Genomic DNA, 26331 nt, shown 5'->3' on the forward strand with positions numbered 1-26331 from the left:
CCTCCGGTGCGGGCGCGGGGGCCGGGGGGGCCGCTGCCGGCGCCGGTGGCGCCGGGACAGGCGCCGCGGCCGGCACGTTGGCCGGTTGGGCGGGACCCGGCGCGGCGGGTGCCGCGGCGGGCGCGGGACCGGCCGCGTGCGCCGGGTCGATGCCGGCCGGCAGATGCGCCTCGGGCGCCGGAGCGGCCGCGGGTGCGGGCACGGCGGGTGCGGGTGCGGCTGCGGGTACCGGAGCGGCTGCGGGTGCCGGCGCGGCCGCGGGTGCGGGTGCGGCTGCGGGTGCCGCCTCGGGGGCCGGTCCGCCGGGTGCCGCCGCTGGGGCCGGGCCGGCCGCGTGGGCCGGGTTGATGCCGGCCGGCAGGTGAGCCTGCAAACCGGGTTCCACCCCCGCCGCGGGCACGTGTTGCGCCGGCGCGCCGGGCTCGGCGACGAACTGATTGACTGCGGCCGCAACGTTTTTCGACTCGTTGGGCGTGCTCGGGTTGTGCGCGAAGGCTTGCGCTGCGGCCATCAGCAGCTGTGTCGCTTGCTGCGGGTCGGTCGCCGCTTGCTGGATGAGCGGGCTCAGCTGCGACAAAGCAGGCAGACCCGGCAGTCCTTGGGCCGCATTCGGTTGCGGTGTCGGCTGCGGTGCCGCCGGGTCGGCTGCCGCGCTCGGGCAGAGCCCGAACGCGACAGCCGATGCCGTGACGACAGCGGCCAAACCTTTGGACAGATTCCAAGTGGTTGCCACGGTGTGTGTCCTCCGGTTCCAGTAGCGATTTAGCCGTTTACGAAACTGATCAGGGCAGGGCGGCCAGCAGTGGCGATACCGGGCTGGCGGCCGGCGCGGGTGCCGCCGGTGCCGCGGGTGCCGCCGGTGCGGCCGGAGCCTGACCCGAAGCGAGCGCCGGCAGGTCCTGCGGGAGCGTCATTTTCGGAGGCACACTGACCGGCAGGCCGGCCGGCATCGCCGGCATGTTGACCTGCGCCTGCGGGAGCTGCGGAGCCGGCGGAGTGGCCGGTGCAGCCGGAGACGACAGCCCCGGGATCGCGGGCAGGCCCGGGATCGAAGGAGCGGACGGAGCGGCGGGACCCGCAGCCGCCGGCTGCGCACCCGTCAGGCCCTGGATCATCCCCGGAATACCGCCGGTCGCCGTCGACGGCGCTGCGGGGGTCGCCGACTGCGCCAGTCCCGGAAGGAAGGGGTTGGCCGCCGCAGAAGGCACCTGGGCGGCGGGGCCGGTCGGTGCGGTCAGTCCGGGGATCGACGGAAGTCCCGCCGCCGGAGCCGCCGCAGTCGCCGGAGAGGTGGCCGCCGGAACACCCGGGAAGCTGATGCCCGGAGTGGCCGGAGCCGCCGGCGGCGTGGCGCCGAGTGCGGTCGCGAGGTTCTGCAGGATTTGCGGTGCGTTGGCCGCCGAACTGATCAGCTGCTGCGGAATGTTCGGCATGGCCGGGGCCGGCACGGGGTCGGCGTGGGCGATTCCGCCCGTCAATAGTGCTGCGGACGAACCGACCACGACGGCGGCTGCACGCATGTAAGTCCAGATGGTTGGCATGACTCTCCCTGATTGATCGATTACAGGTTCGGCGCTGAAGTTACTTTGATGCAGATGGGACTCAAGTGACACGTGTGGCATTTATGAACTCGTTACGGATACGAGTGACAAGGGTGACCCAACGGGTGAAAAGAGCCCTGCACGAAGCTGAATGGGGACCGACGGCGGGGCGGCGCGTACCCCGCTCGCTAAAGTCGGGCGGATAGACACCACCTCGGCCGCTCCGGCGGCACCCAAGCCCCAGCGGTTGGCGACTCTCCTTCAGGCGGCCGCGCCGATGCTGCTCATCGCGAGCATCGCCGCGCGGCTGGCGTGGACGTATCTGGCTCCCAATGGCGCGAACTTCGTCGACCTGCACGTGTACCTCGGCGGGTCGGCGGCGATCGACCACCCCGGCACCTTGTACAGCTACGTCTACGCCGACCAGACGCCGGACTTCCCGCTGCCGTTCACCTACCCGCCGTTCGCGGCGGTCGTGTTCTACCCACTGCACCTGTTGCCGTTCGGCGTCGTGGCCTTCCTCTGGCAGATCGCCACCATGGCCGCGCTGTACGGCGCGGTGCGGCTCAGCCAGCGCCTGATGGGCGTGGCCGACGACGCCGCGGGCCGGCGTGTCGCGATGTTGTGGACGGCGGTCGCCATCTGGACCGAGCCGCTGCGCAGCACATTCGACTACGGACAGGTCAACGTGTTGCTGATGACCGCGGTGCTGTGGGCGGTCTACACCACCCGGTGGTGGCTGTCGGGGCTGCTCGTGGGCGCGGCGGCCGGCATCAAGTTGACCCCCGCGATCTCCGGTGTCTATCTGCTCGGCGCCCGCCGGTGGGGCGCCGCGGTGTTCTCGGCGGTCGTTTTCGTTGCCACCATTGGGATTTCGGCCTTGGTCGTCGGGGATCAGACGCGCTTCTACTTCACCGACCTGCTGGGCGATGCCCACCGGGTGGGCCCCATCGCCACCTCGTTCAATCAGTCCTGGCGCGGCGGCATTTCACGGATCCTGGGCCACGACGTGGGATTCGGCCCGCTGCTGGTGGCCGCCGTCGCCGTCACCGCGGTGCTGGCCGTCCTGGCCTGGCGCGCGCTGGACCCCGCCGATCGGCTGGGCAGGCTCCTGGTGGTGGAGCTGTTCGGGCTGCTGCTTTCACCGATTTCGTGGACCCACCACTGGGTGTGGCTGGTGCCGCTGATGATCTGGGCGATCCACGGCCCGGTGCGCGAGCTGCGCGGAGCGCGCATCGTGGGCTGGGGCTGGCTGGCACTCACCGTGATCGGCGTGCCGTGGTTGCTGAGCTTCGCCCAACCGACCATCTGGCAGATAAGCCGACCGTGGTACCTGGCGTGGGCCGGCCTGATCTACATCGTGGCGGCGGTGGCGACGTTGATCTGGATCGCCGCTAGCGGCAGTCGGGAGACCGAGGAGAAGCGCCCGGCCGCCGTCTAGTTGTCGACGATGCCGTCGATGTCGCGGGCCATATCGATGTCGTTTTTGGTGATGCCGCCCTCAGAGTGTGTGACGAGGGCGAAAGTCACTGTCCGCCAACGAATATCGATGTCCGGGTGGTGGTCCTTGCTCTCCGCGTGCTCGCCCACCCGGCGTACGGCATCGATGCCGGCGAGAAAACTCGGAAATTTGATCGAGCGGCGCAGGGCGCCGTCGGCGCGCTCCCATCCGTTGAGATCGGGCAGTGCGGCGTCTACTTGCTCATCCGTTAACACAGCCATGCCTCCGACGCTATACCGTCACCGGCCATGCCGCGGTAGAGAAATATGCGACCCTTCCCGATGGGCGGTCAGCTACGAGGCAACAGCGGGACCCGGTGCCTGACTTTTCTGGTCCAGCTGCACCACGACGCTTTCCTCCGGCGGGTTGTTTCGTTCTTGGTATGCCGTCTCGAGGATCGCCGGAACCCTTTGAAGGTCGCGGGCTACGCCCATCAGTTCTTCCAGGATCATGATTCGTCGCTGATTCGCCTCACCCAGCGCCCGCCGAGCCTGCTCATCGCAATAACGAGCTCTCTGTTTCGCCTCGGCGAGGAGTTGGTCGCGCTCATGCTGGGCTTCCTGCCACGCCGCTTCGATCGACGACCGGGCTTCAGCGCGCATCCTGGCGAGTTCGGCGTCGAACTCTTTCCTGGTCGCCGCACACTCCGCCTCCAGCGCTTTGCGTTGCTCGGCGATGTCCGCCAGCAACTCCCGGTGCTCTCGTTGGGCGGCCTCGGCCTCGGCCTCGGCCTCGGCGATCAGCGCTTCTACCTCGGCGCGTGACTCGCCCTGCATCTGGGAAATCTCATCGAGCGCACGCCGCAGCAACTTCGCCATCCGATGCTGCATCGCGTACGGCGACGGCGAGGTGTCCGAGAGGAGGGCGACCTCATCCTTGAGGCAGGCGACTTCGATCCGGAGCGCGACCGCTTCATTGCCGGATTCGTTTCGCTCGGCCCTGAGGTTGCGGACTTCGTCGATCAGGAACTTCTGCTTGGCGAGCAACACCTCGATGTAGGCGTCGACCGCAGCCGTGTCATAGCCCCTGAACGTGCGGGAGAACGTCGTTGCGGGTTCGGTGGTCATTGCCAACCCCCATTCCTGGAAGTGCCTATAGAGATAGTGACCGGCTAGAGCCGAGTATCTCACGATGGCGCTCAAATCGGAACAGAACCGTTGTGTCACAAGGGAATTCGATCCACATCGCGGGGTTTCGATGCCCTCCCGGTGAAATTTGGTCTTCACCGGCTGAGGGCGTCGTGGCCTGGCCGGGGGCCCCGACGGTATACCGTCACTGGCCATGCCGACCCAGATCGTCGTCGCGGGCGCCGTGATCTGCGACGCCAAGGTCTTGGTGGCCCAACGCGTGCGTCCGCCGGAGCTTGCCGGCCTGTGGGAGCTGCCCGGTGGCAAGGTCGCACCCGGTGAAACCGAGCGCGACGCGCTAGCTCGCGAGCTGGCCGAGGAGCTGGGCCTGGCGGTCGGTGACGTCGCGGTGGGCGAGCGGCTGGGTGCCGACGTCGCGGTGGACGGCCGGTTCACGCTGCGGGCCTACCGCGTGCGCCTGATCCGCGGCGAGCCCGACGCCCGCGATCACGGCGCGTTGCGCTGGATCACGGCTGCTGAGCTGCACGATCTCGACTGGGTTCCGGCCGATCGTGGCTGGTTAGGGGACCTGAACCGGGCCCTTTGACGGGTGCCTCATAACAAGTCCACAGACTTCCGGCAGCTTATGTACAGCCGCGTTGCAGGTCTTCCTAGTGAACTGAATAGAACAATATGACTTGTAATAACGACGCCACACGAAGCTGCCCTGGATGTGCGTGCCGATATCGAGCCGAATGCTTGTGCAGACCTTCCCGTCATGGCCTCGGCGCCGTGCCGGGACACTGAAGGGCGCGCAAATACGGATGCTCATCACGACTTTTTCCGTAATTTGCCCACGCGCGGCGAACCTGATTTCGCCCTCGGCGCAGACCTATGCTGGTGCTGTATCGCCCCCCAGCCCGCGGGCCTGAGATGCCGAGCGTTGAGCCGATCCGAGCTGGTGCGGGCGGGTGGATCACCGGGCTGATTGCCGAACACAATGCACACGGGGCCGAACGATCGGCCCGGCGACGAGGCGCGACGCTACCGAATTGGAGGAGCACTTCTTGACTGTCACACCTCACATTGGCGGAGTGCTCGAGGAGCTCTTGGAGCGCAGCGGGCGGTTTTTCACGCCCGGCGAGATCTCGGCCGACCTGCGCACGGTGACGCGGGAGGGCGGCCGCGAAGCCGACGTGTTCTACCGGGACCGCTGGAGCCACGACAAGGTGGTTCGCTCCACGCACGGGGTGAACTGCACCGGGTCCTGCTCGTGGAAGATCTACGTCAAAGACGGGATCATCACCTGGGAGACCCAGCAGACCGATTACCCGTCGGTGGGTCCGGACCGGCCCGAGTACGAACCGCGCGGCTGTCCGCGTGGTGCGTCGTTTTCCTGGTACAGCTACTCGCCGACCCGCGTGCGCTACCCGTACGCCCGGGGCGTGCTGGTCGAGATGTACCGGGAGGCCAAGGCGCGGCTCGGCGACCCGGTGCTGGCGTGGGCCGACATCCAGGCGGATCCCGAACGTCGCCGCCGCTATCAGCAGGCGCGCGGAAAGGGCGGGCTGGTCCGGGTCACCTGGGCCGAGGCCACCGAGCTGATCGCCGCCGCCCACGTGCACACCATCAAGACCTACGGACCGGATCGCGTCGCCGGGTTCTCTCCGATCCCCGCGATGTCGATGGTGTCCTACACCGCGGGCTCGCGGTTCTTCGAGCTGATCGGCGCCCCGATGACGTCGTTCTACGACTGGTACGCCGACCTGCCGGTCGCCTCGCCGCAGGTCTTCGGCGATCAGACCGATGTGCCCGAATCCGGGGACTGGTGGGACGCAGCGTATTTGATGATGTGGGGCTCCAACGTCCCGATCACCCGCACGCCCGACGCGCACTGGATGGCCGAGGCGCGCTACCGCGGCACCAAGGTGGTGACCGTCAGTCCGGACTACGCCGACAACACCAAGTTCGCCGACGAGTGGATGCCGTGTGCGGCCGGCACCGACGGGGCGCTTGCCATGGCAATGGGTCACGTCATCCTCTCGGAATGCTATGTCCGCAAGCAGGTTCCGTTCTTCGCCGACTATTCCCGCCGCTACACCGACCTGCCGTTCCTGATCAAGCTGGAAGAACGCGGCGACATGCTGGTGCCGGGAAAGAACCTCACGGCCGCGGATCTGGGGGAGGCCGTCGAGAATGCGGCGCTCAAGCCCGCCGTGCTGGACGAGACGACCGATTCCGTTGTGGTGCCGCACGGTTCGCTGGGATTCCGGTACGGCGAATCGGGCGTCGGCAAATGGAATCTCGATCTGGGCGAGCTGACGCCGGCGCTCAGCGTGCGCGACGCCCGCCGCCGCAACGGGGACGAGGACAGCGCGCTGGTCCACCTGCCCAGCTTCGACACGGTGGACGGCGAGGGCACCACCGTGGCGCGCGGTGTCCCGGTGCGCCGCATCGGTAAGCACCTGGTGTGTACCGTCTTCGACCTGATGCTCGCCCAATACGGTGTGGCGCGGCCCGGCCTGCCCGGCGAATGGCCCACCGGCTACGACGACGCCACCCAGCAGAACACCCCGGCGTGGCAGGAAGCGATCACCGGCGTGTCGGCCGCCCAGGCCATCCGGGTGGCAAGGGAATTCGCGCACAGCGCCGAGGAATCCGGCGGCCGCTCCATGATCATCATGGGTGGCGGCATCTGCCACTGGTTCCACAGCGACGCCATCTACCGTGCGGTGCTCGCGCTGCTGATGCTGACCGGATCGATGGGCCGCAACGGCGGCGGCTGGGCCCATTACGTCGGCCAGGAAAAGGTGCGCCCGCTCACCGGATTCCAGACGATGGCGATGGCAACCGACTGGGTGCGTCCACCACGACAGGTGCCCGGCGCCTCGTACTGGTACGCACACACCGACCAATGGCGCTACGACGGGTACGGCGCGGACAAGCTGGCCAGCCCGGTGGGCCGGGGCAGGTTCGCGGGCAAGCACACCATGGACCTGCTGGCGTCCTCGGTGGCCATGGGGTGGAGCCCGTACTACCCCCAGTTCGACCGGTCCAGTCTGGACGTCGCCGACGAGGCACGCGCCGCCGACCGCGACGTCGCCGACTACGTCGCCGAACAGCTCGGCCAGCGCAAGCTGAAGCTCGCCGTGACCGATCCCGACAACCCCGTGAATTGGCCACGGGTGCTTACCGTTTGGCGCGCCAACCTGATCGGTTCGTCGGGCAAGGGCGGCGAGTACTTCCTGCGCCATCTGCTGGGGACCGATTCCAACGCTTCGGCGCTGCCTCCGGAGGAGGGGGTCCGGCCCGCTGACGTCACGTGCGAGGGGGACATCCCCGAGGGCAAGCTCGACCTGATGATGTCGATCGACTTCCGGATGACCTCGACGACGCTGGTGTCCGACATCGTGCTGCCGGCGGCGACCTGGTACGAGAAGGCCGACATCTCCAGCACCGACATGCACCCCTACGTGCATGCGTTCAGCGCCGCGACCGATCCGCCGTGGGAAACCCGTTCGGACTTCGACGCTTTCGGCGCCGTCGCCCGAGCCTTCAGCACCATGGCCAAGGACCACCTGGGTACCCGCACCGACGTGGTGCTCACCGCGCTGCAGCACGACACCCCGGACGCGATGGCCTATCCCGATGGCACCGAACAGGATTGGTTGCACTCCGGTGCGACGCCGGTGCCGGGGCGGACGATGGGCAAGCTCACCGTGGTGGAGCGCGACTACACCGCCATCTACGACAAGTGGCTGACCCTGGGCCCGCTGGTCGACAAATTCGGCCTGACCACCAAGGGCATCACGGTGCACCCCTTCCGCGAGGTCGAGGAGCTCGCCGCCAAGTTCGGTGTGCTCAAATCCGGTGTGGCGGCGGGTCGTCCGGCCATCACCACCGCGTCGCGGATGGCCGACGTGCTGCTGCTGCTGTCCGGCACCACCAACGGCCGGCTGGCGGTCGAGGGCTTCCACGAACTGGAGAAGCGCACCGGTCAGCGGCTGGTGCATCTGGCAGAAGGCAGCGAGGACAAGCGCATCAGCTACGCCGACACCCAGGCGCGGCCCGTTCCCGTGGTCACCAGCCCGGAGTGGTCGGGCAGCGAAACGGGCGGCCGCCGCTACGCGCCGTTCACCATCAACATCGAGAACCTCAAGCCGTTCCACACCCTCACCGGGCGAATGCATTTCTATCTCGCGCATGACTGGGTCGAGGAGCTCGGCGAGCACCTGCCGGTGTTCCGGCCGCCGCTGGACATGGCGCGCCTGTTCGGCCAGCCCACGCTCGGCGCATGCGAGGACGGCATCGGGCTCACCGTCCGGTACCTGACGCCGCACTCGAAGTGGTCGTTCCACTCCACCTACCAGGACAACCTGTACATGCTGTCGTTGTCCCGCGGCGGCCCGACGATGTGGATGAGCCCGGGCGATGCGGCGAAAATCCAAGTGCGCGATAATGATTGGGTTGAGGCGGTAAACGTCAACGGCATCTACGTGTGCCGGGCGATCGTCTCGCACCGGATGCCCGACGGCGTGGTCTACGTCTACCACGTTCAGGAGCGCACCGTGGACACGCCGCGCTCCGAAACCAACAACAAGCGCGGCGGTAACCACAACGCGCTGACCCGGGTGCGCATCAAGCCGAGCCACCTGGCCGGCGGCTACGGTCAGCACGCGTTCGCGTTCAATTACCTGGGCCCGACCGGTAACCAGCGCGATGAGGTGACCGTCGTGCGTCGTCGCAGCCAGGAGGTGCAGTACTGATGGGCACCGACACGGCGCGAAAGGGGGGACCGCGATGAAGGTCATGGCGCAGTTGGCGATGGTGATGAACCTCGACAAATGCATCGGTTGTCACACGTGTTCGGTGACCTGCAAGCAGGCCTGGACCAACCGATCCGGTACCGAATACGTCTGGTTCAACAACGTCGAAACCCGTCCCGGACAAGGCTATCCGCGCACCTACGAGGACCAGGAGCGGTGGCGCGGCGGCTGGATCCGCGACAAGAAGGGCCGGCTGCGGCTGCGCGACGGCGGTCGCCTGCAGAAACTGCTGCGGATATTCGCCAATCCGAAGCTGCCCCTAATCGGCGACTACTACGAGCCCTGGACCTACGACTACGAAAACCTGACCACGGCGCCCGCGGGTGACACCTTCCCGACGGCCGCACCCAAGAGCCTGATAACCGGTGAGCCCATGAAGATTTCGTGGGGGCCGAACTGGGATGACAACCTGGCCGGGTCGCCGGAGGTCCTGACCGAGGACCCGATCCTGAAGAAGGTCAGCGAAGAGGTCAAACTCTCGCTCGAAGAAACCTTCATGTTCTACCTGCCCCGCATCTGCGAGCATTGCCTCAACCCGTCCTGCGTCGCGTCGTGCCCGTCGGGCGCGATGTACAAGCGCAGCGAGGACGGCATCGTGCTGGTCGACCAGGACCGCTGCCGCGGCTGGCGGATGTGTGTGTCCGGATGTCCTTACAAGAAGGTCTATTTCAACCACAAGACGGGCAAGGCCGAGAAGTGCACGCTGTGCTATCCGCGGATGGAGGTCGGCCTGCCGACCATCTGCTCGGAGACCTGCGTGGGGCGGCTGCGCTATCTGGGCGTGGTGCTCTACGACGTCGACCGGGTGCTTCAGGCGGCGTCGGTGGAGAAGGAGACCGATCTGTATCCGGCGCAGTGCGAGATCCTGCTGGACCCCAACGATCCGGAGGTCATCGCCGGCGCGCGGGCGGAGGGCATCCCGGACGAGTGGATCGAGTCCGCACAACGTTCCCCGGTGTATGCGCTTATCCACACCTACAAGGTGGCGCTGCCGTTGCACCCGGAATACCGCACCATGCCGATGGTTTGGTACATCCCGCCGCTGTCGCCGGTGGTCGACGCGGTCAGCCGCGACGGGCACGACGGGGAGGACATCGGCAACCTGTTCGGCGCGCTGGACGCGCTGCGCATCCCGATGCAGTATTTAGCCGAACTGTTCACCGCCGGCGACACCGCGGTGGTCGAGGGCGTGCTGCGGCGGCTTGCGGCGATGCGCTCCTACATGCGTGACATCAACCTCGGCCGCGAGACCCAGCCGCACATCCCGCATTCGGTCGGCCTGACCGAAGAAGAGATCTACGAGATGTACCGGCTGCTCGCCATCGCGAAATACGAGGAGCGCTACGTCATTCCGACCGCGTTCGCGCCGCAGGCCCGCGACCTCGAGGAGATGGGCTGCTCGCTGACGGGTGACGGCGGGCCCGGCATGTACGAGTCGGATCCGGTGGTGTCGGTGGAGACCTTCCACACCCTCCAGCAGCGCGGCGACGATCCCGGCAACATGCGGCCGTCCGGCCGGGTGAACCTGCTCAACTGGAAGGGCGGCCAGGTGCCCGCCGGAATGTTCCCCGAAGAGCCGCAGCGATGAAACTGCTTGCGGCGCTTCGCGAGCGCTCTACCAACCGGACGATGCAGGATCGCCTGGTGTGGCAGGCGGCGTCGCTGCTGCTGGCCTACCCCGACGACGGGTTGGCCGGGCGGCTGGACGTTGTCGACGAATTGCTCGCCCACATCAGCGGTCCGCCGGCGGCGCTGCTCGGGCAGACGGTCGCGGCGCTGCGCGCCCGCGAGCCGATGGCCGCCGCGATGGACTACGTCGCCACCTTCGACATGCGCCGGCGCTGCACGATGTACCTGACCTACTGGACCGCGGGGGACACCCGCAATCGCGGCCGGGAGATGCTGGCGTTCGCCACCGCGTACCGGGAGGCGGGTGTGACGCCGCCAAGCGGCGAGGCGCCCGACCATCTGACGGTGGTGCTCGAATTCGCCGCCACCGTCGATCCCGAGGTGGGTCGGCGACTGCTGGATCAGCACCGCGTGCCGATCGACGTGCTGCGCGGCGCCCTGGCCGACGCCAAGTCGCCATACGAACCGACGGTCACGGCGGTCTGCGAGACCCTGCCCGTCGCAACCGATCAGGAAGTTCGCCGCGCCGAGCGGCTGGCGAAAGCCGGACCACCGGCGGAAGCCGTTGGGCTGCAACCATTTACCCTGACCGTGCCACCGAAGTAAAGGAACGCCAAGTGTTTAGCAACGTCCTGTTCTGGGACATAGCGCCCTACGTCACGCTGTCGGTGCTAATCGTGGGCACCTGGTGGCGCTACCGCTACGACAAATTCGGCTGGACCTCACGCTCGTCGCAGATCTACGAGTCGCGACTGCTGAACATCGCCAGCCCCATCTTCCATTTCGGCATCCTGGCGGTGTTCGCCGGACACGTGATGGGACTGTTCGTCCCGCCGAAGGTCACCCAGATGATGAAGATGAGCGACCACTTCTATCACCTCCAGGCGGTCATCGCCGGGTCGGTGGCCGGCATCGCGACCCTGATCGGGATCGGGTTGCTGATCTACCGCAGGTTCACCCGCCCGGCGGTGACCATGGCCACCAGCCGCAGCGACAAGGTGATGTACGTGGTGCTGCTGCTGGCGATCGTGGTGGGCCTGTACTGCGACCTGATCGGCACCGGCCCGCACGGCGGCGAGTTCCACTATCGCTACACGGTCGGCTTGTGGTTCCGCCGGATCTGGATATTCCAGCCGCACGGTGAGGTGATGACCAACGCGCCGCTGGACTACCAGCTGCACGCCCTGATCGGCATGGTGCTGTTCACGCTCTGGCCCTTCACCCGGCTGGTGCACGTGTTCAGCGCCCCGGTCGTCTATCTGTTCAGGCCCTATATCGTCTACCGCAGCCGCGAGGCGGCCGGCAAGGACCAACTGGTCGGTACGGCACCGCGCCGTCGGGGCTGGTAGCGGGGCGGCAAGGGGCGACCGGTTACCAGCCGGTTCGCTATCCGGGGCCCCCGCTGCCACAATCACCGACGTGCTATTTCGCAACGTCGCCATCGTCGCCCACGTCGACCACGGAAAGACCACCCTGGTTGACGCGATGCTGCGGCAGTCGGGCGCGCTGCACCACCGGGGTGACGACGCGGTCGAGCGCCTGATGGACTCCGGGGACCTGGAGAAGGAAAAGGGCATCACGATTCTGGCCAAGAACACGGCCGTGCATCGCAAGAATGCGGACGGAACGACGACCGTCATCAATGTCATCGACACCCCCGGCCACGCCGACTTCGGTGGTGAGGTGGAGCGCGGACTGTCCATGGTCGACGGGGTGCTCCTGTTGGTCGACGCCTCCGAGGGCCCGCTGCCGCAGACCCGTTTCGTGCTGCGCAAGGCCCTGGCCGCCCACCTTCCGGTGATCCTGGTCGTCAACAAGACCGACCGGCCGGACGCCCGGATCTCCGAGGTCGTCTCGGAGAGCCACGACCTGCTGCTCGACGTCGCATCGGACCTCGACGAGGAAGCGCAGAAGGCCGCCGAGCACGCCCTCGACCTGCCGACGCTGTACGCCTCGGGGCGGGCGGGCATCGCCAGCACGACGGAACCGGCCAATGGCGAGAACCCCGAGGGCGACAACCTCGACCCGCTGTTCGACGTTCTGCTCGAGCACATTCCGCCGCCGCAGGGCGATCCCGAGGCGCCGCTGCAGGCGCTGGTGACCAACCTCGACGCGTCGGCCTTCCTCGGCCGGCTCGCGCTGATCCGCATCTACAAGGGCCGGATCCGTAAGGGCCAGCAGGTGGCCTGGATGCGCGAGGTGGACGGGCATCCCGTCATCACGAACGCGAAGATCACCGAACTGCTGGTGACCGAGGGCGTGGAACGCACGCCCACCGACGAAGCCATCGCCGGGGACATCGTCGCCGTCGCGGGCATTCCGGAGATCATGATCGGCGACACGCTGGCCGATCCGGACCACGCGCACGCGCTGCCGCGCATCACCGTCGACGAGCCCGCGATCTCTGTGACCATCGGCACCAACACCTCGCCGCTGGCCGGCAAGGTGAAGGGGCACAAGCTGACCGCTCGCATGGTGAAGTCGCGGCTCGACGCCGAACTCGTCGGCAACGTCTCCATCAAGGTCGTCGACATCGACCGGCCCGACGCCTGGGAGGTGCAGGGCCGCGGCGAGCTCGCGCTTGCGGTGCTCGTCGAGCAGATGCGGCGCGAGGGTTTCGAGCTCACGGTCGGCAAGCCGCAGGTGGTCACGCAAACGATCGACGGCAAGCTGCACGAGCCCTACGAGGCGATGACCATCGACTGCCCCGACGAGTTCGTCGGCGCGATCACCCAGCTGATGGCCGCCCGCAAGGGCCGCATGGAAGAGATGACCAACCACGCGGCGGGCTGGGTCCGGATGGACTTCATCGTGCCCAGCCGCGGCCTGATCGGCTTCCGCACCGACTTCCTCACCCTGACCCGCGGCACCGGCATCGCCAACGCCGTGTTCGACGGCTACCGGCCGTGGGCGGGGGAGATCCGCGCCCGCCACACCGGCTCGCTGGTGTCCGACCGCGCCGGCACCATCACGCCGTTCGCCATGATCCAGCTCGCCGACCGGGGCCAGTTCTTCGTCGAGCCCGGCCAGGACACCTACGAGGGCATGGTCGTCGGAATCAACCCGCGCGCAGAGGATCTCGACATCAACGTCACCCGCGAGAAGAAACTGACCAACATGCGCTCGTCGACCGCCGATGTCATCGAAACGTTGGCCAGGCCGCTCGAGCTCGATCTCGAGCAGGCCATGGAGTTCTGCGCACAAGACGAATGCGTCGAGGTGACCCCGGAGATCGTGCGGGTGCGCAAGGTCGAGCTGGACGCCACCTCCCGGGCCCGCAGCCGGTCGCGCGCCAAGGCCCGGGGTTAACACCGCGTGGTCGGACGGGCTGCTGGGCAGCTGCTCGATACCCTGATCAGCGTGCCGAGACGCGTCCGCCGCTTGTTCATGGTGCTCGGCGGCCTCGTCTCGTTGGTCGGACTCGTCCTGTCGGCCTGCACGGTCAACCCGCCGCCGGCGCCGCAGAGCACCGATACGCCGCACAATTCGGTTCCGCCGCCGCCCCGGGTCAGCGAGATCATCATGGGCATCGACTCGATCGGAGCGGGCTTCAATCCGCACCTGCTGTCCGACCTGTCCCCGGTGAACGCCGCGATCAGCGCGCTGGTGTTGCCCAGCGCCTTCCGGCCCGTCCCCGACCCCAACACGCCGACCGGCTCACGCTGGGAGATGGACCCCACCCTGCTGGTGTCGGCCGAGGTGACCAACCAGAACCCGTTCACGGTGACCTACAAGATCCGGCCCGAGGCGCAGTGGACCGACAACGCGCCGATCGCCGCCGACGACTTCTGGTACCTGTGGCACCAGATGGTCAGCCAGCCAGGGGTCGTCGACCCGGCCGGGTACGACCTCATAACCGGCGTGCAGTCCCTGGAGGGGGGCAAGCAGGCGGTGGTCACTTTCGCCGAACCGTATCCGTCGTGGAAAGAGTTGTTCAGCAACATCCTTCCGGCGCACATCGTCAAGGACGTGCCCGGGGGCTTTGCCGCCGGCCTGGCCCGGGCGCTTCCGGTCACCGGCGGGCAATTCCGCGTGGAGAGCATCGATCCGCAGCGCGACGAGATCCTGGTGGCGCGCAACGACCGCTACTGGGGACCGCCGGCGAAACCCGCGCTCATTCTCTTCCGGCGCGCCGGTGCGCCGGCCGCGCTGGCCGATTCCGTGCGCAACGGCGACACCCAGGTGGCGCAGGTGCATGGCGGCTCGGCGGCCTTCGCGCAGCTGTCCGCCATCCCCGACGTCCGGACCGCCCGGATCGTGACGCCGCGGGTCATGCAGCTCACGCTGCGGGCCACCGAGGCCAAACTGGCTGACACGCAAGTGCGTAAGGCGATCCTGGGGCTGCTCGACGTCGACCTGCTCGCCGCGGTGGGCGCGGGCAGCGACAACACCGTCACCCTGGCCCAGGCCCAGATCCGCGCGCCGAGCGACCCCGGATACGAGCCGACCGCGCCCCCGGCGATGACGACGCCCGCGGCGCTGGCGTTGCTGGAGGGCGCCGGATACAAGGTCGAACCCAACTCCTCGGCATCACCTGAGCCGACCCCGCCGAACACCGGGCCGCCCGAGGTCATCCGCGGCCGGATCAGCAAGGACGGCCAACAGCTTTCACTGGTCATCGGGGTGGCGGCGAATGACCCGACCGCGGTCGCGGTGGCCAACACCGCCGCCGACCGGTTGCGCAACGTCGGCATCGCCGCGACCGTGCTGGCGCTGGACCCGGTCACCCTGTATCACGACGCGCTGAACGACAACCGAGTCGACGCGATCGTCGGCTGGCATCAGGCGGGCGGAAACCTGGCGACGCGGCTCGCCGCCCGATATGGCTGTCGCGCACTGGAATCGACCCAGGTTCCGATTTCCAACGGGCCGGCGCCCGTGCCCACCCCCTCCGCCGGTCCGAAGCCGTCCACCGGCCCGGCCGCCCCGTCGACGACCCCGACGACGACGCCGCCACCCAGCCGCCCCGCCGATCCCAACGCCCTGGTGCAGGCGCCGTCGAACCTGACGGGGATCTGCGATCGCAGCATCCAGTCGAACATCGACGCGGCCCTGAACGGCACCAAGAACATCAACGACGTGATCACCGCGGTGGAACCGCGGTTGTGGAACATGTCCACCGTGCTGCCGATCCTGCAGGACACCACGATCGTCGCCGCCGGCCCGAGCGTGCAGAACGTCAGCCTGTCCGGTGCGGTTCCGGTCGGCATCGTCGGCGACGCCGGCCAGTGGATCAAGACCGGGCCGTAACCCGCGTCGTCAGTCGGCGGCCCGCGCCGCCCGCGGCGGGATCACGGTGTCGACCATCAGCGCCAGCTCGCGCCGGTTCGGCGGCGACCCGTTCAGCAGGAAGTGCTGGTTGATCAGGGCCGACCCGATGCGGGCGGTGAGCGGCGTGACGACCTGCGGGTCCAGATCGCCGTCCTCGATGGCGGCCTGCAGGATCGATTCCACGATCTGCAGCCGCGGCCGTACCACGGCGTCGGCGAAGATGGCCCGCATCTCGGGTTCGTGCAACAGCTGATGGATGACGTCCAGACCGGGGAAGCTGGTCTTTCCGGCCAGCAGGTCACGCTGGGCGGTGAACATCGCCAGCAGGTTCTCTCTGGCCGAACGGCCGGAACGCAGCTCGGGCAGCGGCGGCAGCGCGAAAACCAAAGCGGCGTGCACCAGCTCGCACTTGGTATCCCAGCGCCGGTAGAGCGCGGCTTTGCCGGTGTGGGCCCGCGCCGCGATTCCCTCCATGGTCAGGCCGCCGTAACCGACTTCGGTCAGCTCGGCCAGGGTCGCCTCGTAGAGGGCGCGTTCGAGGACCTCACCTCGCCGACGGCTTCGGCTGCCGGTGTGGTCTGCGTCCGTTAGCTGAGGCACTCCTTGATAGTAGCCGTGCGCGTTCCTATCTGTCGCTTACCGGTGGGTAGCCGCCGGGCTGCCGAAATGGGCGCCGCTGACGGTAGGGTGCCGTCCATGCCTGAGTCGCCGCGGCTGCTGTTCGTCCACGCGCATCCCGACGACGAAAGCCTCGGCACCGGCGCCACCATCGCCCACTACGCCGCCAGCGGCGCGGACGTCCGCGTCGTCACCTGCACGCTGGGCGAAGAGGGCGAGGTGATCGGCGATCGCTGGGCCGAACTCGCCGTCGATCGCGCCGACCAGCTGGGCGGCTATCGGATCGGCGAATTGACCGCCGCGCTGCGGGCGCTGGGCATCGGCGAACCCCACTATCTCGGGGGCGCCGGCCGGTGGCGCGATTCGGGCATGCGCGGCACTCCGCGGCGGCACCGGCAACGATTCATCGACGCCGACGAGCGCGAGACCGTCGGCGCGCTGGTGGCCGTCATTCGCGAGCAGCGCCCGCACGTCGTCGTGACCTACGACCCGGGCGGAGGCTACGGGCATCCCGATCACGTGCACGCGCACCGGGTGACGGTGGCCGCCGTGGCGGCGGCCGGGCCGGGGGCCGGCGCCGACTTCCCCGGCGAGCCCTGGGCAGTGCCGAAGTTGTACTGGTCGGTCTTCGCGACACGCACATTCGAGGCGGCCATGGACGCCCTGACGCCCGAGGATCTGCGGCCCGAGTGGGCGATCCCGCCCAAGGAAGAGTTCACCTTCGGCTACGCCGACACCGACATCGACGCCGTCGTCGAGACCGCCCCGGCGGCCCGGGAGGCCAAGCGGGCGGCGCTCGCCGCGCATGCCACCCAGGTGGTGGTCGGACCGACCGGTCGGGCCTGCGCGCTGTCCAACAACGTGGCGATACCGATACTCGGCGACGAGCACTACGTCCTGGCCGCCGGCGCCGCGGGGGAGCGCGACGGGCGCGGCTGGGAGACGGACCTGCTCGCAGGGCTTGGTTTTCCCGCGGCCCCCACGCGGTAGGCTGCCAATCAGGCAGCCACGGAAGGAATTCGCATGGACCCCGACCTGGACCCTAATCAGCAGCACTGGCAGGACCGGCTGGACAGCCTGCAATGGGTTATCGGTTCCATCATGTCCAACATCGACAGCGTCCCGACCTGACCGAAACCAAGCCACGCGTCGCGCCCGTCGACGACAGCGGCGCCACCGACCCCGCGATCCGTTTCGTCGTGTTGGCCCTCTTGGCGGTCGACGGGGTGTTCTCCGCACTTGCCGGAGCTCTGCTGCTGCCTCTCTATATCGGGACGGTTCCGTTTCCGATCAGTGGACTGATTTCTGGACTGGTCAACGCGGCGCTGGTGTGGGCCGCCGGTCGCTGGACCCGCTCGCCGCGGCTCGCGGCGTTGCCGTTGTGGACCTGGCTGCTGACGGTGGCGGTGATCAGCATGGGCGGCCCGGCCGACGATGTCATCCTGGGCGGCCGCGGCCTGATGGCCTACGGGGCGTTATTGCTGCTGGTCCTGGGGGTCGTACCGCCCGTGTGGGTGCTGTGGCGGCGCGGCCGGGGCGTCTGACATTCGGCAGGGATGTCGCCCGCCTGCCCGCGCGGGTGTGCCGCTACTGTTGACTGTTGCCCAGACGGGACCCGCCAACGGGTGCCACGATTTATGTTGGGACGCACGGATGAAATTCGATCGTCGGGAAGTTACACCAAAGTGCTGTTGACTCCGGGCGAGGAGCCTACCGCTTTGCCTAACCCTGTGGTTCCGGCCAAGGCCCCCACTGAGGTCAGTGCCTCTGCGCTGCGACGGGTATTGCGACGGGCTCGAGATGGTGTGGCGCTGAACATCGACGAGGCCGCGATCGCGATGACCGCGCGCGGCGCGGATCTCGCGGATCTGTGCGCCAGCGCGGCGCGGGTGCGTGACGCGGGTCTGGAGTCGGCCGGACGCCGCGGCCCGGGCGGCGGGCTGCCGATCACCTACTCACGCAAGGTTTTCATCCCGGTCACCCATCTGTGCCGGGACAGCTGCCATTACTGCACCTTCGTCACCGTCCCCGGCAAGCTGCGCGCCCAGGGCGCCGGCATGTACCTGGAGCCCGACGAGATTCTCGACATCGCCCGCCGCGGTGCCGAACTGGGTTGCAAGGAAGCACTATTCACCCTCGGTGATCGGCCCGAGGATCGCTGGCCGGAGGCGCGCGAGTGGCTGGAGGCCCGTGGCTATGACTCCACGCTGTCCTACGTGCGCGCGATGGCGATCCGGGTGCTCGAGGAAACCGGCCTGCTGCCGCACCTGAACCCCGGCGTCATGAGCTGGTCGGAGATGGCGCGGCTCAAGCCGGTGGCGCCGTCGATGGGCATGATGCTCGAGACGACGTCGCGGCGGCTGTTCGAAACGAAAGGGCTTGCGCACTATGGCAGCCCGGACAAGGACCCGGCCGTCCGGCTGCGGGCGCTGACCGACGCGGGCCGGTTGTCGATTCCGTTCACCACCGGCCTGCTGGTCGGCATCGGCGAGACCCTCGCCGAACGTGCCGACACCTTGCACGCGATTCGCAAGTCGCACAAGGAGTTCGGTCACGTGCAAGAAGTGATCGTGCAGAACTTCCGGGCCAAGGAACACACCGCGATGGCCGCCGTCCCCGACGCCGGCATCGAGGACTACCTGGCGACGGTGGCGGTGGCGCGGTTGGTGCTCGGCCCCGGGATGCGCATTCAGGCGCCCCCGAACCTGGTATCCCGCGACGAATGCCTCGCACTGATCGGCGCCGGAGTCGACGACTGGGGCGGTGTTTCACCGCTGACGCCCGACCACGTCAACCCGGAGCGGCCGTGGCCGGCCCTGGACGAGCTGGCCGCCGTCACCGCCGAGGCCGGCTACGAGCTGGTTCAGCGGCTGACCGCGCAGCCCAAATACGTGCAGGCGGGCTCGGCCTGGGTCGACCCGCGCGTGCAGGGACACGTGACGGCGCTGGCCGATCCGGCGACCGGTCTGGCTCGCGACGTCAACCCGGTGGGGATGCCCTGGCAGGAGCCCGACGACGTCGGCTCCTCGGGCCGGGTCGACCTCAACGCGGCGATCGACAGCGAGGGCCGCAACACCGAAACCCGCAGCGATATCGACAGCGCCTTCGGCGACTGGGAATCGATCCGTGCCCACGTCAACGAACTGGCCGCGCAGGGCGCCAAAGCGCCAGAACGCCTGGACACCGACGTGCTTGCCGCGCTGCGCTCCGCCGAACGCGACCCCGCCGGCTGCTCCGACAGCGAATACCTGTCGCTGGCGACCGCCGACGGTCCGGCGCTGGAAGCCGTTGCCGCCCTTGCGGATACGCTGCGCCGCGAGACCGTCGGCGATGACGTGACCTTCGTGGTGAACCGCAACATCAACTTCACCAACATCTGCTACACCGGGTGCCGGTTCTGCGCGTTCGCGCAGCGCAAGGGGGACGCCGACGCGTACTCGCTGTCCACCGAGGAGGTCGCCGACCGCGCGTGGGAGGCGCACGTCGAAGGCGCCACCGAGGTGTGCATGCAGGGCGGCATCGACCCCGAGCTACCGGTCACCGGCTACGCCGACCTGGTCCGGGCGGTCAAAGCGCGGGTGCCGTCGATGCACGTGCACGCGTTTTCGCCGATGGAGATCGCCAACGGTGTTACCAAGAGCGGGTTGAGCATTCGTGAGTGGCTGATCAGCCTGCGCGAGGCGGGCCTGGACACCATCCCGGGCACCGCCGCCGAGATCTTGGACGACGAAGTGCGCTGGGTGCTGACCAAGGGCAAGTTGCCGACGTCGTTGTGGATCGAAATCGTCAGCACCGCACACGAGGTGGGGCTGCGGTCGTCGTCGACCATGATGTACGGCCATGTCGACAGCCCGCGGCACTGGGTCGGCCATCTCAACGTGCTGCGCGACATCCAGGACCGCACCGGCGGTTTCACCGAATTCGTGCCGTTGCCGTTCGTGCACCAGAGCTCGCCGCTGTATCTGGCCGGCGCGTCGCGTCCCGGGCCCACCCATCGCGACAACCGGGCGGTGCACGCGCTGGCTCGAATCATGTTGCACGGCCGCATCTCCCAGATTCAGACCAGCTGGGTCAAGCTCGGTGTCGAGCGCACGCAGGTGATGCTGAACGGCGGCGCCAACGACCTGGGCGGCACGTTGATGGAGGAGACCATCTCGCGGATGGCCGGTTCGGAATTCGGCTCGGCCAAGACGGTGGCCGAGCTGATCGCGATTGCCGAGGGCATCGGCCGCCCGGGGCGGCAACGCACCACCGACTACACGACCCTGGCCGCCTAGTTCGCTTTCTTGTCACAGGCGGCGGGTATACCCGAAGCCGTGAAGCGACGAATCGACGACGACAGATTTCCCGAGTGGGCGCCGTTCGTGGATGCGGTGCGCAGGCACGCACCCGACGCCGGCACCTGGTGTGAAGCATGGACGGTGCGCGACATCGTCGTCCATCAGGCCGGAAACGCCGAAGAACTCGCCCGGGTACTCGGCGGCCATCTGGCGGGTGAGCCCGTCGCCACCCGCGGCTTCGAGGAACGCGAGGGCCCGTTGCGCGCCCTGAACGACGCGGACCTGTGGGACGCGCTGCTGGACCGGATGGTCACCCTCAACGATGTCGCGGCGGCCGCCGAAGGGGTGCCCGCCGACACCGATGTCGCCTGGACGGGACGCACCATGAAGGTGCCCTGGTTCGCCGAGCACATGCGCGAGGAGCTCGTCCTGCACGGCTGGGACATCACCGGGGACGAGCCGGCCGCCCAGGCCCGGCTCGCCGAGCCGTGGATGACCACGCACAGCGTCCTCGCGGTCGGCAGGCCGCTGCTGGTGAAGGGGGCCAAGCAGCTGCAGCCGGGTGAGCGGATCGAGGCCCGCCTGCGAGCCGACGGCACCGACGACGTCGTCCTGGCCGCCGATCCGGATCAGATCACCATCGCTTTGGCCGAGCCGGACGGCCCGGCCACCCTGGAAACCGACGCGGCCGCGCGCGTGCTGTTGCTGTGGGGCCGTAGGCCCGCCGATCCATCACGCATTCGCAGCCGCGTCGGGCCGGACACCCTGGGCCGGGTACGCCGCCTGCTCGGCGGTTACTGAACCGCTTCGTGCGAAGCGATCGGCTCAGTAGTTGTTACAGGTAACCGCGACCTGGTTGATGTCGTCGTAGTACTTCTGCGCCGACGGCATGGCCTGGATCTGCTGGGCCATCTGCTGGCGCTTCGGCGGCGGCGCCGCCAGGAAGTTGCGGATGTAGGACTGCGCGACAGGCGACGAGTTCAGCTGCTGGGCGGCAGCCGGGTCAGTCGCGTTCAGCGCCGCGATGACCTGCCCGTAGTTGCAGGTGGTGTTGATGATCGCGTCCGACGGGTCGGCCGATGCGACCCCGGCCGCGGCCGTCAACGCCACCGCCGCGCTGCCAACCGCAACGCCCAATTTGCTCAACGACAGCCTCATGTGTGGACACCTTCCCCGAGTTAATGCACCGCTATTACGGCGAGAACGTCTGCCCAGCGGTTGCCGTCTTTCGGATGAGATTACCAGGCCCCGTGAGCGTGCTCGCAACGCAAGAGCTATCGACCGCCACTGCCGAAGCGTTACTTTTCGCAGGTCAGCGGCTCGTCAGCGTTGTTCGCCCTCGGCGAAACGGGACCCGGTCGCGGCCTCCGAGACTGTCGGTCTTAAATCTGTGTATCGACAGGCGCGCCAAATGGTTGACCTGTATCTGCAACGTCTAGTATCAGTAACCGAGAGCTTCATCGGAAGCGGTCGGACGCGCCGGTGCGAGCTGAACAGCAGCCACATTTCAGCCCACGAGATGACCTAGTACATGGAGGAGACGTCTGTGACGTACACGATCGCCGAACCCTGTGTCGACATCAAGGACAAAGCCTGTATCGAGGAGTGCCCGGTCGACTGCATCTATGAAGGCGCTCGGATGCTCTACATCCACCCCGACGAATGCGTCGACTGCGGGGCGTGCGAGCCGGTCTGCCCCGTCGAAGCGATCTACTACGAAGACGACGTGCCGGACCAGTGGAGCCAGTACACGCAGATCAACGCCGACTTCTTCGCCGAGCTGGGATCACCCGGCGGCGCGGCCAAGGTCGGCATGACCGAGAACGACCCGCAAGTGGTCAAGGATCTGCCACCGCAGGGCGAAGGCGACTGAGCGGCCCGGTGCCACACCAGCTCAAAAAGCGCCGGCCGGCCGTGTCGGCGTCCCTGCCGGAGTTCCCCTGGGACACCCTGGCCGACGCGAAAGCGCAGGCCGGCGCCCATCGGGACGGGATCGTCGACCTCTCGGTCGGCACCCCGGTCGACCCGGTCGCCCCGGTTATCCAGGAGGCGCTGGCCGCCGCCGGTTCGGCGTCGGGCTATCCCGCCACCGTGGGCACCGCCCGGCTGCGCCAATCGGCGGTCTCGGCGCTGGACCGCCGGTTCGGCATAACCGGGCTGACCGAGGCGGCCGTGCTCCCGGTCATCGGCACCAAGGAGCTCATCGCCTGGCTGCCCACGCTGCTGGGCCTGGGCCCCACCGACCTGATCGTGGTGCCCGAGCTGGCGTATCCGACCTATGACGTCGGGGCCCGGCTGGCCGGGGCGCGGGTGCTGCGCGCGGATTCGCTGACCCAGCTGGGCCCGCAATCGCCGTCGCTGTATTACCTGAACTCGCCGAGCAATCCGACCGGACGCGTCCTCGGCGTCGATCACCTGCGCAAAGTGGTCGGCTGGGCCCGCGACAGGGGCTGCCTGGTGGCCTCCGACGAGTGCTATCTGGGACTGGGCTGGGACGAGCAGCCGCTGTCGATCCTGCATCCCTCGGTGTGCGACGGCGACCATGCCGGCCTGCTCGCGATCCACTCCCTGTCCAAGAGCTCGTCGCTGGCCGGGTACCGGGCCGGTTTCGTCGCCGGAGACCCCGAGCTGGTCGCCGAGCTGCTCGCCGTGCGCAAGCACGCCGGGATGATGGTGCCCACGCCGGTGCAGGCGGCCATGGTGGCGGCCCTGGACGACGACGCCCACGAGCTGGCGCAGCGGGAGCGCTACGAACGGCGCCGCGCGGCGCTGCTGCCCGCCCTGCGCTCGGCCGGCTTCACCATCGACTACTCCGAAGCCGGCCTTTATCTGTGGGCCACCCGCGGCGAGCCGAGCCACGACAGCGTCGCGTGGCTGGCGCAGCGCGGCATTTTGGTGGCGCCGGGCGATTTCTACGGGCCGCGCGGTGCGCAGCACGTGCGGGTTGCTCTGACCGCCAGCGACGAGCGGATCGCCGCCGCCGTGCAGCGGCTCGCCTAACCCGCCCAGCCGGCGCGCGCCGCGGGCGCCCGGGACGGGCGGGCGTGCACAATGCATCGGAGGCGTTCCACGTTCTCTGGCTAAGGACGGTGCTCGTGACCAGTTCGACCGGCAAGCTGCGCATCCCGCTCTCGCTAGGGGACATCGCCAAGCGGGTGTTCCTCGGAAAGCCGCTGATCACCGAGGACATCGCGTCCGAGAAACTATCGAATTCCGTTGCGCTGGGCGCACTTTCGCCTGACGCCGTCTCCTCCGTCGCGTACGGTCCCGAGCAGATCCTGATCGAACTGCTGCCCCACGCCGGTCTGGCCGCGTTCCTCCTGCTGCTGCCCATCACCGGTGTCATCCTGCTGATCCTGGTGCTGGTGGCCGCGTCGTATCGGCAGGTGGTCATGGCCTACACCCGCGCGGGCGGTTCGTACATCGTCGCGCGCGACAATTTCGGGCCCAGAGTTGCGCAGATCGCCGCCGCGGCGCTGTTGATCGACTATGTGGTCACCGTCGCCGTGCAGTCGGCGGCCGGGACCGTCGCGGTGGTCTCGGCGATTCCCGCGCTGGGCCCGTACAGCCTCGAGATCACCGTCGCCGTGGTGCTCATCATCTGCTACGCCAACCTGCGGGGCCTGAAGGAAGCGGGATTGCCGTTCGCGGTGGCGACCTATTCCTTCATCGTCATGGTCGGGCTGACCATCGTGATCGGCGTCGTCCGCGCGGCCATCGGGAACCTGCCCACCTACGATCCCAGCCACATGGCCGGCACGGTGCCGGTGCACCAGGGCAACGGCCTGGTGCTGGGCGCCACGATCTTGGTGCTGCTGCGTGCGTTCGCCAACGGCGGTTCGTCGCTGACCGGGGTCGAGGCCATCTCCAACACGGTCGACTACTTCCGAAAGCCCCAGGGCCGCAACGCGCGTCGAGTGCTGACCGCGATGGCGACCGTCCTCGGCCTGCTGCTGGCCGGCGTCGCCTACCTGGCCCACGTCACCCACGCGACGCCGTATCTGACGGAGTACCCCTCGGTGCTCTCGCAGATCGGCCGCGCCGTGTTCGGCAGCGGTACCGTCGGTGACGTCTTCTACGTCCTGGTCCAGGCGGCGACGGCCTCCATCTTGTTCACCGGCGCGAACACCAGCTTCAACGGCTTTCCGGCCCTGGCCAGTTTCGTCGCCGAGGACCGCTTCCTGCCCCGGCAGCTCACCAAACGTGGCCACCGCCTGGTGTTTTCGAACGGCATCATCACGCTGACGGCGCTCTCGGTCGCACTGCTGGTGACCACCGGCGGGTCGGTGAACGCGCTGGTGCCCTTCTACGCGATCGGCGTGTTCACCGGCTTCTCGATGGCCGGCTACGGGATGACCAAACACCATCTGACGCACCGGGAACCGGGCTGGCGACGCCGGCTGGCGATCAACCTGTCCGCGGCGGTCTTGTCGACGATCGTGGTGGGCATCTTCGCGGTGGCGAAGTTCACCGAGGGCGCCTGGCTGGTGGTCGTCGTGTTCCCCCTGTTGGTGTTCATGCTGACCCGGCTCAACCGCGAATACCGCGCCGAGGCGGCCATTCTCGAGATGTTCCGCACCGACCGCCCGGAGCTGGTGAAGTACGCGCGGCACCGGGTGTTCGTGTTCGTCGACTCCGTCGACCTGGCGGTGATCGAGGCCTTGCGCTACGGCCGGGGACTGCGGGCCGACGAGCTGATCGCGGTGCACTTCATGGTCGACCCGGCCCACGCCGCGCTGCTGCGAAAGCGTTGGGACCATTTCGAACTCGACACTCCGCTGCGGATTGTGGATTGCCCCGACCGCCGGATCAGCCGGGCCGCGCAGCTGCTGGTGGCCAAGGCGCTCGACGAGAACGCGCGGACCAATGTGACGGTGCTACTGCCGCGCCGGACCTTCGCCCGGCTGTTGGGCCGGGTGTTGCACGACCGCACCGCGGACAGGATCTCGCGAGCGGTCAGCCTCATCCCCGACGCCGCGGCCACGATCGTGCCCTACGATGTCGAATCCCGGATCAGGGAGGCCTACCCCGACACCTTGGAGCAGCGCCTCGGGCAGGGCATCGACAAGATCGAGGCGTGGGTGTCCCAGGACGAGGACCGGAAGGTCGACGCCTACGAACACCCCGAGCGGCCCCGGTCGGTGATCATGGTGGCGGGCCTGATCTCCGGGCAGCGCGCCAGCGTCGAAGGGCGGGTCAGCGAGGTCGAAGACGTCACGACCCGCGGCCGGACCCATCGGCAGATCGTCATCGGAGACAACACCGGCGAAATGACCGTCACCTTCCGCCCGGGCAACGGGGGCGCCGACATCCAGCCCGGTCAGGTGCTGCGGATCACCGGCAAGGCCCGCCAGACCGGTACCCGGGCCATATCCATGCTCGACCCGGCATATCAAGTCATCGAGGACCCCGCGAAGGACGCCGAGTCCGAGGACTCCGACCAAGCCGCCGATACGTAACCGGCCGGCTGAATAGCCGCCAATTGCCTTCCGAGTGAGGCGCTTTCGATGCCCCGGTTCCCACCAAGGATGGCGCGGGTTGGGTAGGCGCCAGGGCGTGCCGGGGAGCCGCATCAACGGATTGCACAGTCACGGCGCG

20 protein-coding genes and 1 pseudogene are annotated in these 26331 nt (G+C 68.3%); 15 read left to right on the forward strand and 6 right to left on the reverse strand.

Annotation, left to right across the window (positions count from 1 at the left end; translation table 11 throughout):
- Both A5732_RS24105 and A5732_RS24110 read right to left on the reverse strand, forming a co-directional pair.
- Nucleotides 1-733 (reverse strand): hypothetical protein (locus A5732_RS24105; RefSeq protein WP_142256671.1); only part of this gene is annotated, 733 nt, incomplete at its 3' end.
- A 49-nt stretch (nucleotides 734-782) separates the two neighbouring features.
- Nucleotides 783-1541, reverse strand: a complete 759-nt coding sequence (locus A5732_RS24110) for a hypothetical protein (RefSeq protein ID WP_076103502.1) — start codon at nucleotides 1539-1541, stop codon at nucleotides 783-785.
- 151 nt (nucleotides 1542-1692) lie between these two features.
- Between A5732_RS24110 and A5732_RS24115 the strand changes: the two genes are divergently transcribed.
- Nucleotides 1693-2982 (forward strand): mannosyltransferase, encoded by a 1290-nt coding sequence (locus tag A5732_RS24115; protein ID WP_076103503.1) that lies wholly within the window; start codon nucleotides 1693-1695, stop codon nucleotides 2980-2982.
- Here the strand turns inward: A5732_RS24115 and A5732_RS24120 are convergent.
- The gene (locus tag A5732_RS24120; RefSeq protein ID WP_044487049.1) at nucleotides 2979-3263 is read right to left on the reverse strand and encodes a 4a-hydroxytetrahydrobiopterin dehydratase; all 285 of its coding nucleotides are present in this window, start codon (nucleotides 3261-3263) and stop codon (nucleotides 2979-2981) included. The two genes, A5732_RS24115 and A5732_RS24120, sit on opposite strands and share 4 nt — an antisense overlap.
- A gap of 72 nt (nucleotides 3264-3335) precedes the next feature.
- Entirely contained in the window at nucleotides 3336-4109 is a 774-nt protein-coding gene (locus tag A5732_RS24125; protein WP_076056086.1) for a cell division protein DivIVA, read from the reverse strand.
- 214 nt (nucleotides 4110-4323) lie between these two features.
- On the opposite strand from A5732_RS24125, the gene A5732_RS24130 reads away from it, so the two are divergent.
- The 7 genes and pseudogenes from A5732_RS24130 (at nucleotide 4324) to A5732_RS24160 (ending at nucleotide 15814) form a co-directional block, all read left to right on the forward strand.
- Complete coding sequence (locus A5732_RS24130; RefSeq protein ID WP_076056002.1) at nucleotides 4324-4716, forward strand: (deoxy)nucleoside triphosphate pyrophosphohydrolase; 393 nt, start codon at nucleotides 4324-4326, stop codon at nucleotides 4714-4716.
- Nucleotides 4717-5176: 460 nt separating this feature from the next.
- The gene (locus A5732_RS24135; protein WP_076103634.1) at nucleotides 5177-8875 is read left to right on the forward strand and encodes a nitrate reductase subunit alpha; all 3699 of its coding nucleotides are present in this window, start codon (nucleotides 5177-5179) and stop codon (nucleotides 8873-8875) included.
- 34 nt (nucleotides 8876-8909) lie between these two features.
- Nucleotides 8910-10523 carry a nitrate reductase subunit beta gene (narH, locus tag A5732_RS24140; protein ID WP_076103504.1) on the forward strand — a complete coding sequence of 538 codons (1614 nt, stop codon included), beginning with the start codon at nucleotides 8910-8912 and terminating at the stop codon, nucleotides 10521-10523.
- Nucleotides 10520-11189 (forward strand): annotated as a pseudogene (gene narJ / locus A5732_RS24145) (nitrate reductase molybdenum cofactor assembly chaperone). Before narH ends, narJ begins: the two are co-directional and overlap by 4 nt.
- A complete protein-coding gene (gene narI / locus A5732_RS24150; protein WP_076056007.1) occupies nucleotides 11182-11913 on the forward strand; it encodes a respiratory nitrate reductase subunit gamma in 732 nt (243 codons plus the stop codon). Before narJ ends, narI begins: the two are co-directional and overlap by 8 nt.
- Nucleotides 11914-11983: 70 nt before the next feature.
- Entirely contained in the window at nucleotides 11984-13873 is a 1890-nt protein-coding gene (typA, locus tag A5732_RS24155) for a translational GTPase TypA (RefSeq protein ID WP_076056008.1), read from the forward strand.
- Nucleotides 13874-13918: 45 nt separating this feature from the next.
- The gene (locus A5732_RS24160) at nucleotides 13919-15814 is read left to right on the forward strand and encodes an ABC transporter family substrate-binding protein (RefSeq protein WP_171975097.1); all 1896 of its coding nucleotides are present in this window, start codon (nucleotides 13919-13921) and stop codon (nucleotides 15812-15814) included.
- A gap of 9 nt (nucleotides 15815-15823) precedes the next feature.
- Here the strand turns inward: A5732_RS24160 and A5732_RS24165 are convergent, their stop codons facing one another.
- A complete protein-coding gene (locus tag A5732_RS24165) occupies nucleotides 15824-16435 on the reverse strand; it encodes a TetR/AcrR family transcriptional regulator (protein WP_076056011.1) in 612 nt (203 codons plus the stop codon).
- 96 nt (nucleotides 16436-16531) lie between these two features.
- On the opposite strand from A5732_RS24165, the gene mshB reads away from it, so the two are divergent.
- From mshB to A5732_RS24185, 4 genes are all read left to right on the forward strand, one after another.
- Nucleotides 16532-17443: an N-acetyl-1-D-myo-inositol-2-amino-2-deoxy-alpha-D-glucopyranoside deacetylase gene (gene mshB / locus A5732_RS24170; RefSeq protein ID WP_076056013.1), complete on the forward strand. Its 912-nt coding sequence runs from the start codon at nucleotides 16532-16534 to the stop codon at nucleotides 17441-17443.
- A gap of 92 nt (nucleotides 17444-17535) precedes the next feature.
- Entirely contained in the window at nucleotides 17536-17997 is a 462-nt protein-coding gene (locus tag A5732_RS24175; protein WP_076056015.1) for a hypothetical protein, read from the forward strand.
- Nucleotides 17998-18090: 93 nt separating this feature from the next.
- Complete coding sequence (locus tag A5732_RS24180) at nucleotides 18091-20730, forward strand: bifunctional FO biosynthesis protein CofGH (protein WP_081389612.1); 2640 nt, start codon at nucleotides 18091-18093, stop codon at nucleotides 20728-20730.
- 39 nt (nucleotides 20731-20769) lie between these two features.
- Nucleotides 20770-21534: a maleylpyruvate isomerase N-terminal domain-containing protein gene (locus tag A5732_RS24185; protein WP_076103506.1), complete on the forward strand. Its 765-nt coding sequence runs from the start codon at nucleotides 20770-20772 to the stop codon at nucleotides 21532-21534.
- 24 nt (nucleotides 21535-21558) lie between these two features.
- Here the strand turns inward: A5732_RS24185 and A5732_RS24190 are convergent, their stop codons facing one another.
- Complete coding sequence (locus tag A5732_RS24190) at nucleotides 21559-21891, reverse strand: hemophore-related protein (protein ID WP_007773659.1); 333 nt, start codon at nucleotides 21889-21891, stop codon at nucleotides 21559-21561.
- A 388-nt stretch (nucleotides 21892-22279) separates the two neighbouring features.
- Between A5732_RS24190 and fdxA the strand changes: the two genes are divergently transcribed.
- From fdxA to A5732_RS24205, 3 genes are all read left to right on the forward strand, one after another.
- Entirely contained in the window at nucleotides 22280-22606 is a 327-nt protein-coding gene (gene fdxA / locus A5732_RS24195) for a ferredoxin (RefSeq protein ID WP_007773662.1), read from the forward strand.
- A 41-nt stretch (nucleotides 22607-22647) separates the two neighbouring features.
- Complete coding sequence (gene dapC / locus A5732_RS24200) at nucleotides 22648-23733, forward strand: succinyldiaminopimelate transaminase (RefSeq protein WP_142256676.1); 1086 nt, start codon at nucleotides 22648-22650, stop codon at nucleotides 23731-23733.
- A gap of 95 nt (nucleotides 23734-23828) precedes the next feature.
- Nucleotides 23829-26192, forward strand: a complete 2364-nt coding sequence (locus tag A5732_RS24205) for an APC family permease (protein WP_076103635.1) — start codon at nucleotides 23829-23831, stop codon at nucleotides 26190-26192.
- Nucleotides 26193-26331: the final 139 nt, after the last annotated feature.

Source organism: Mycobacterium colombiense, from assembly GCF_001953985.1.
GTDB lineage: Bacteria > Actinomycetota > Actinomycetes > Mycobacteriales > Mycobacteriaceae > Mycobacterium > Mycobacterium colombiense_B.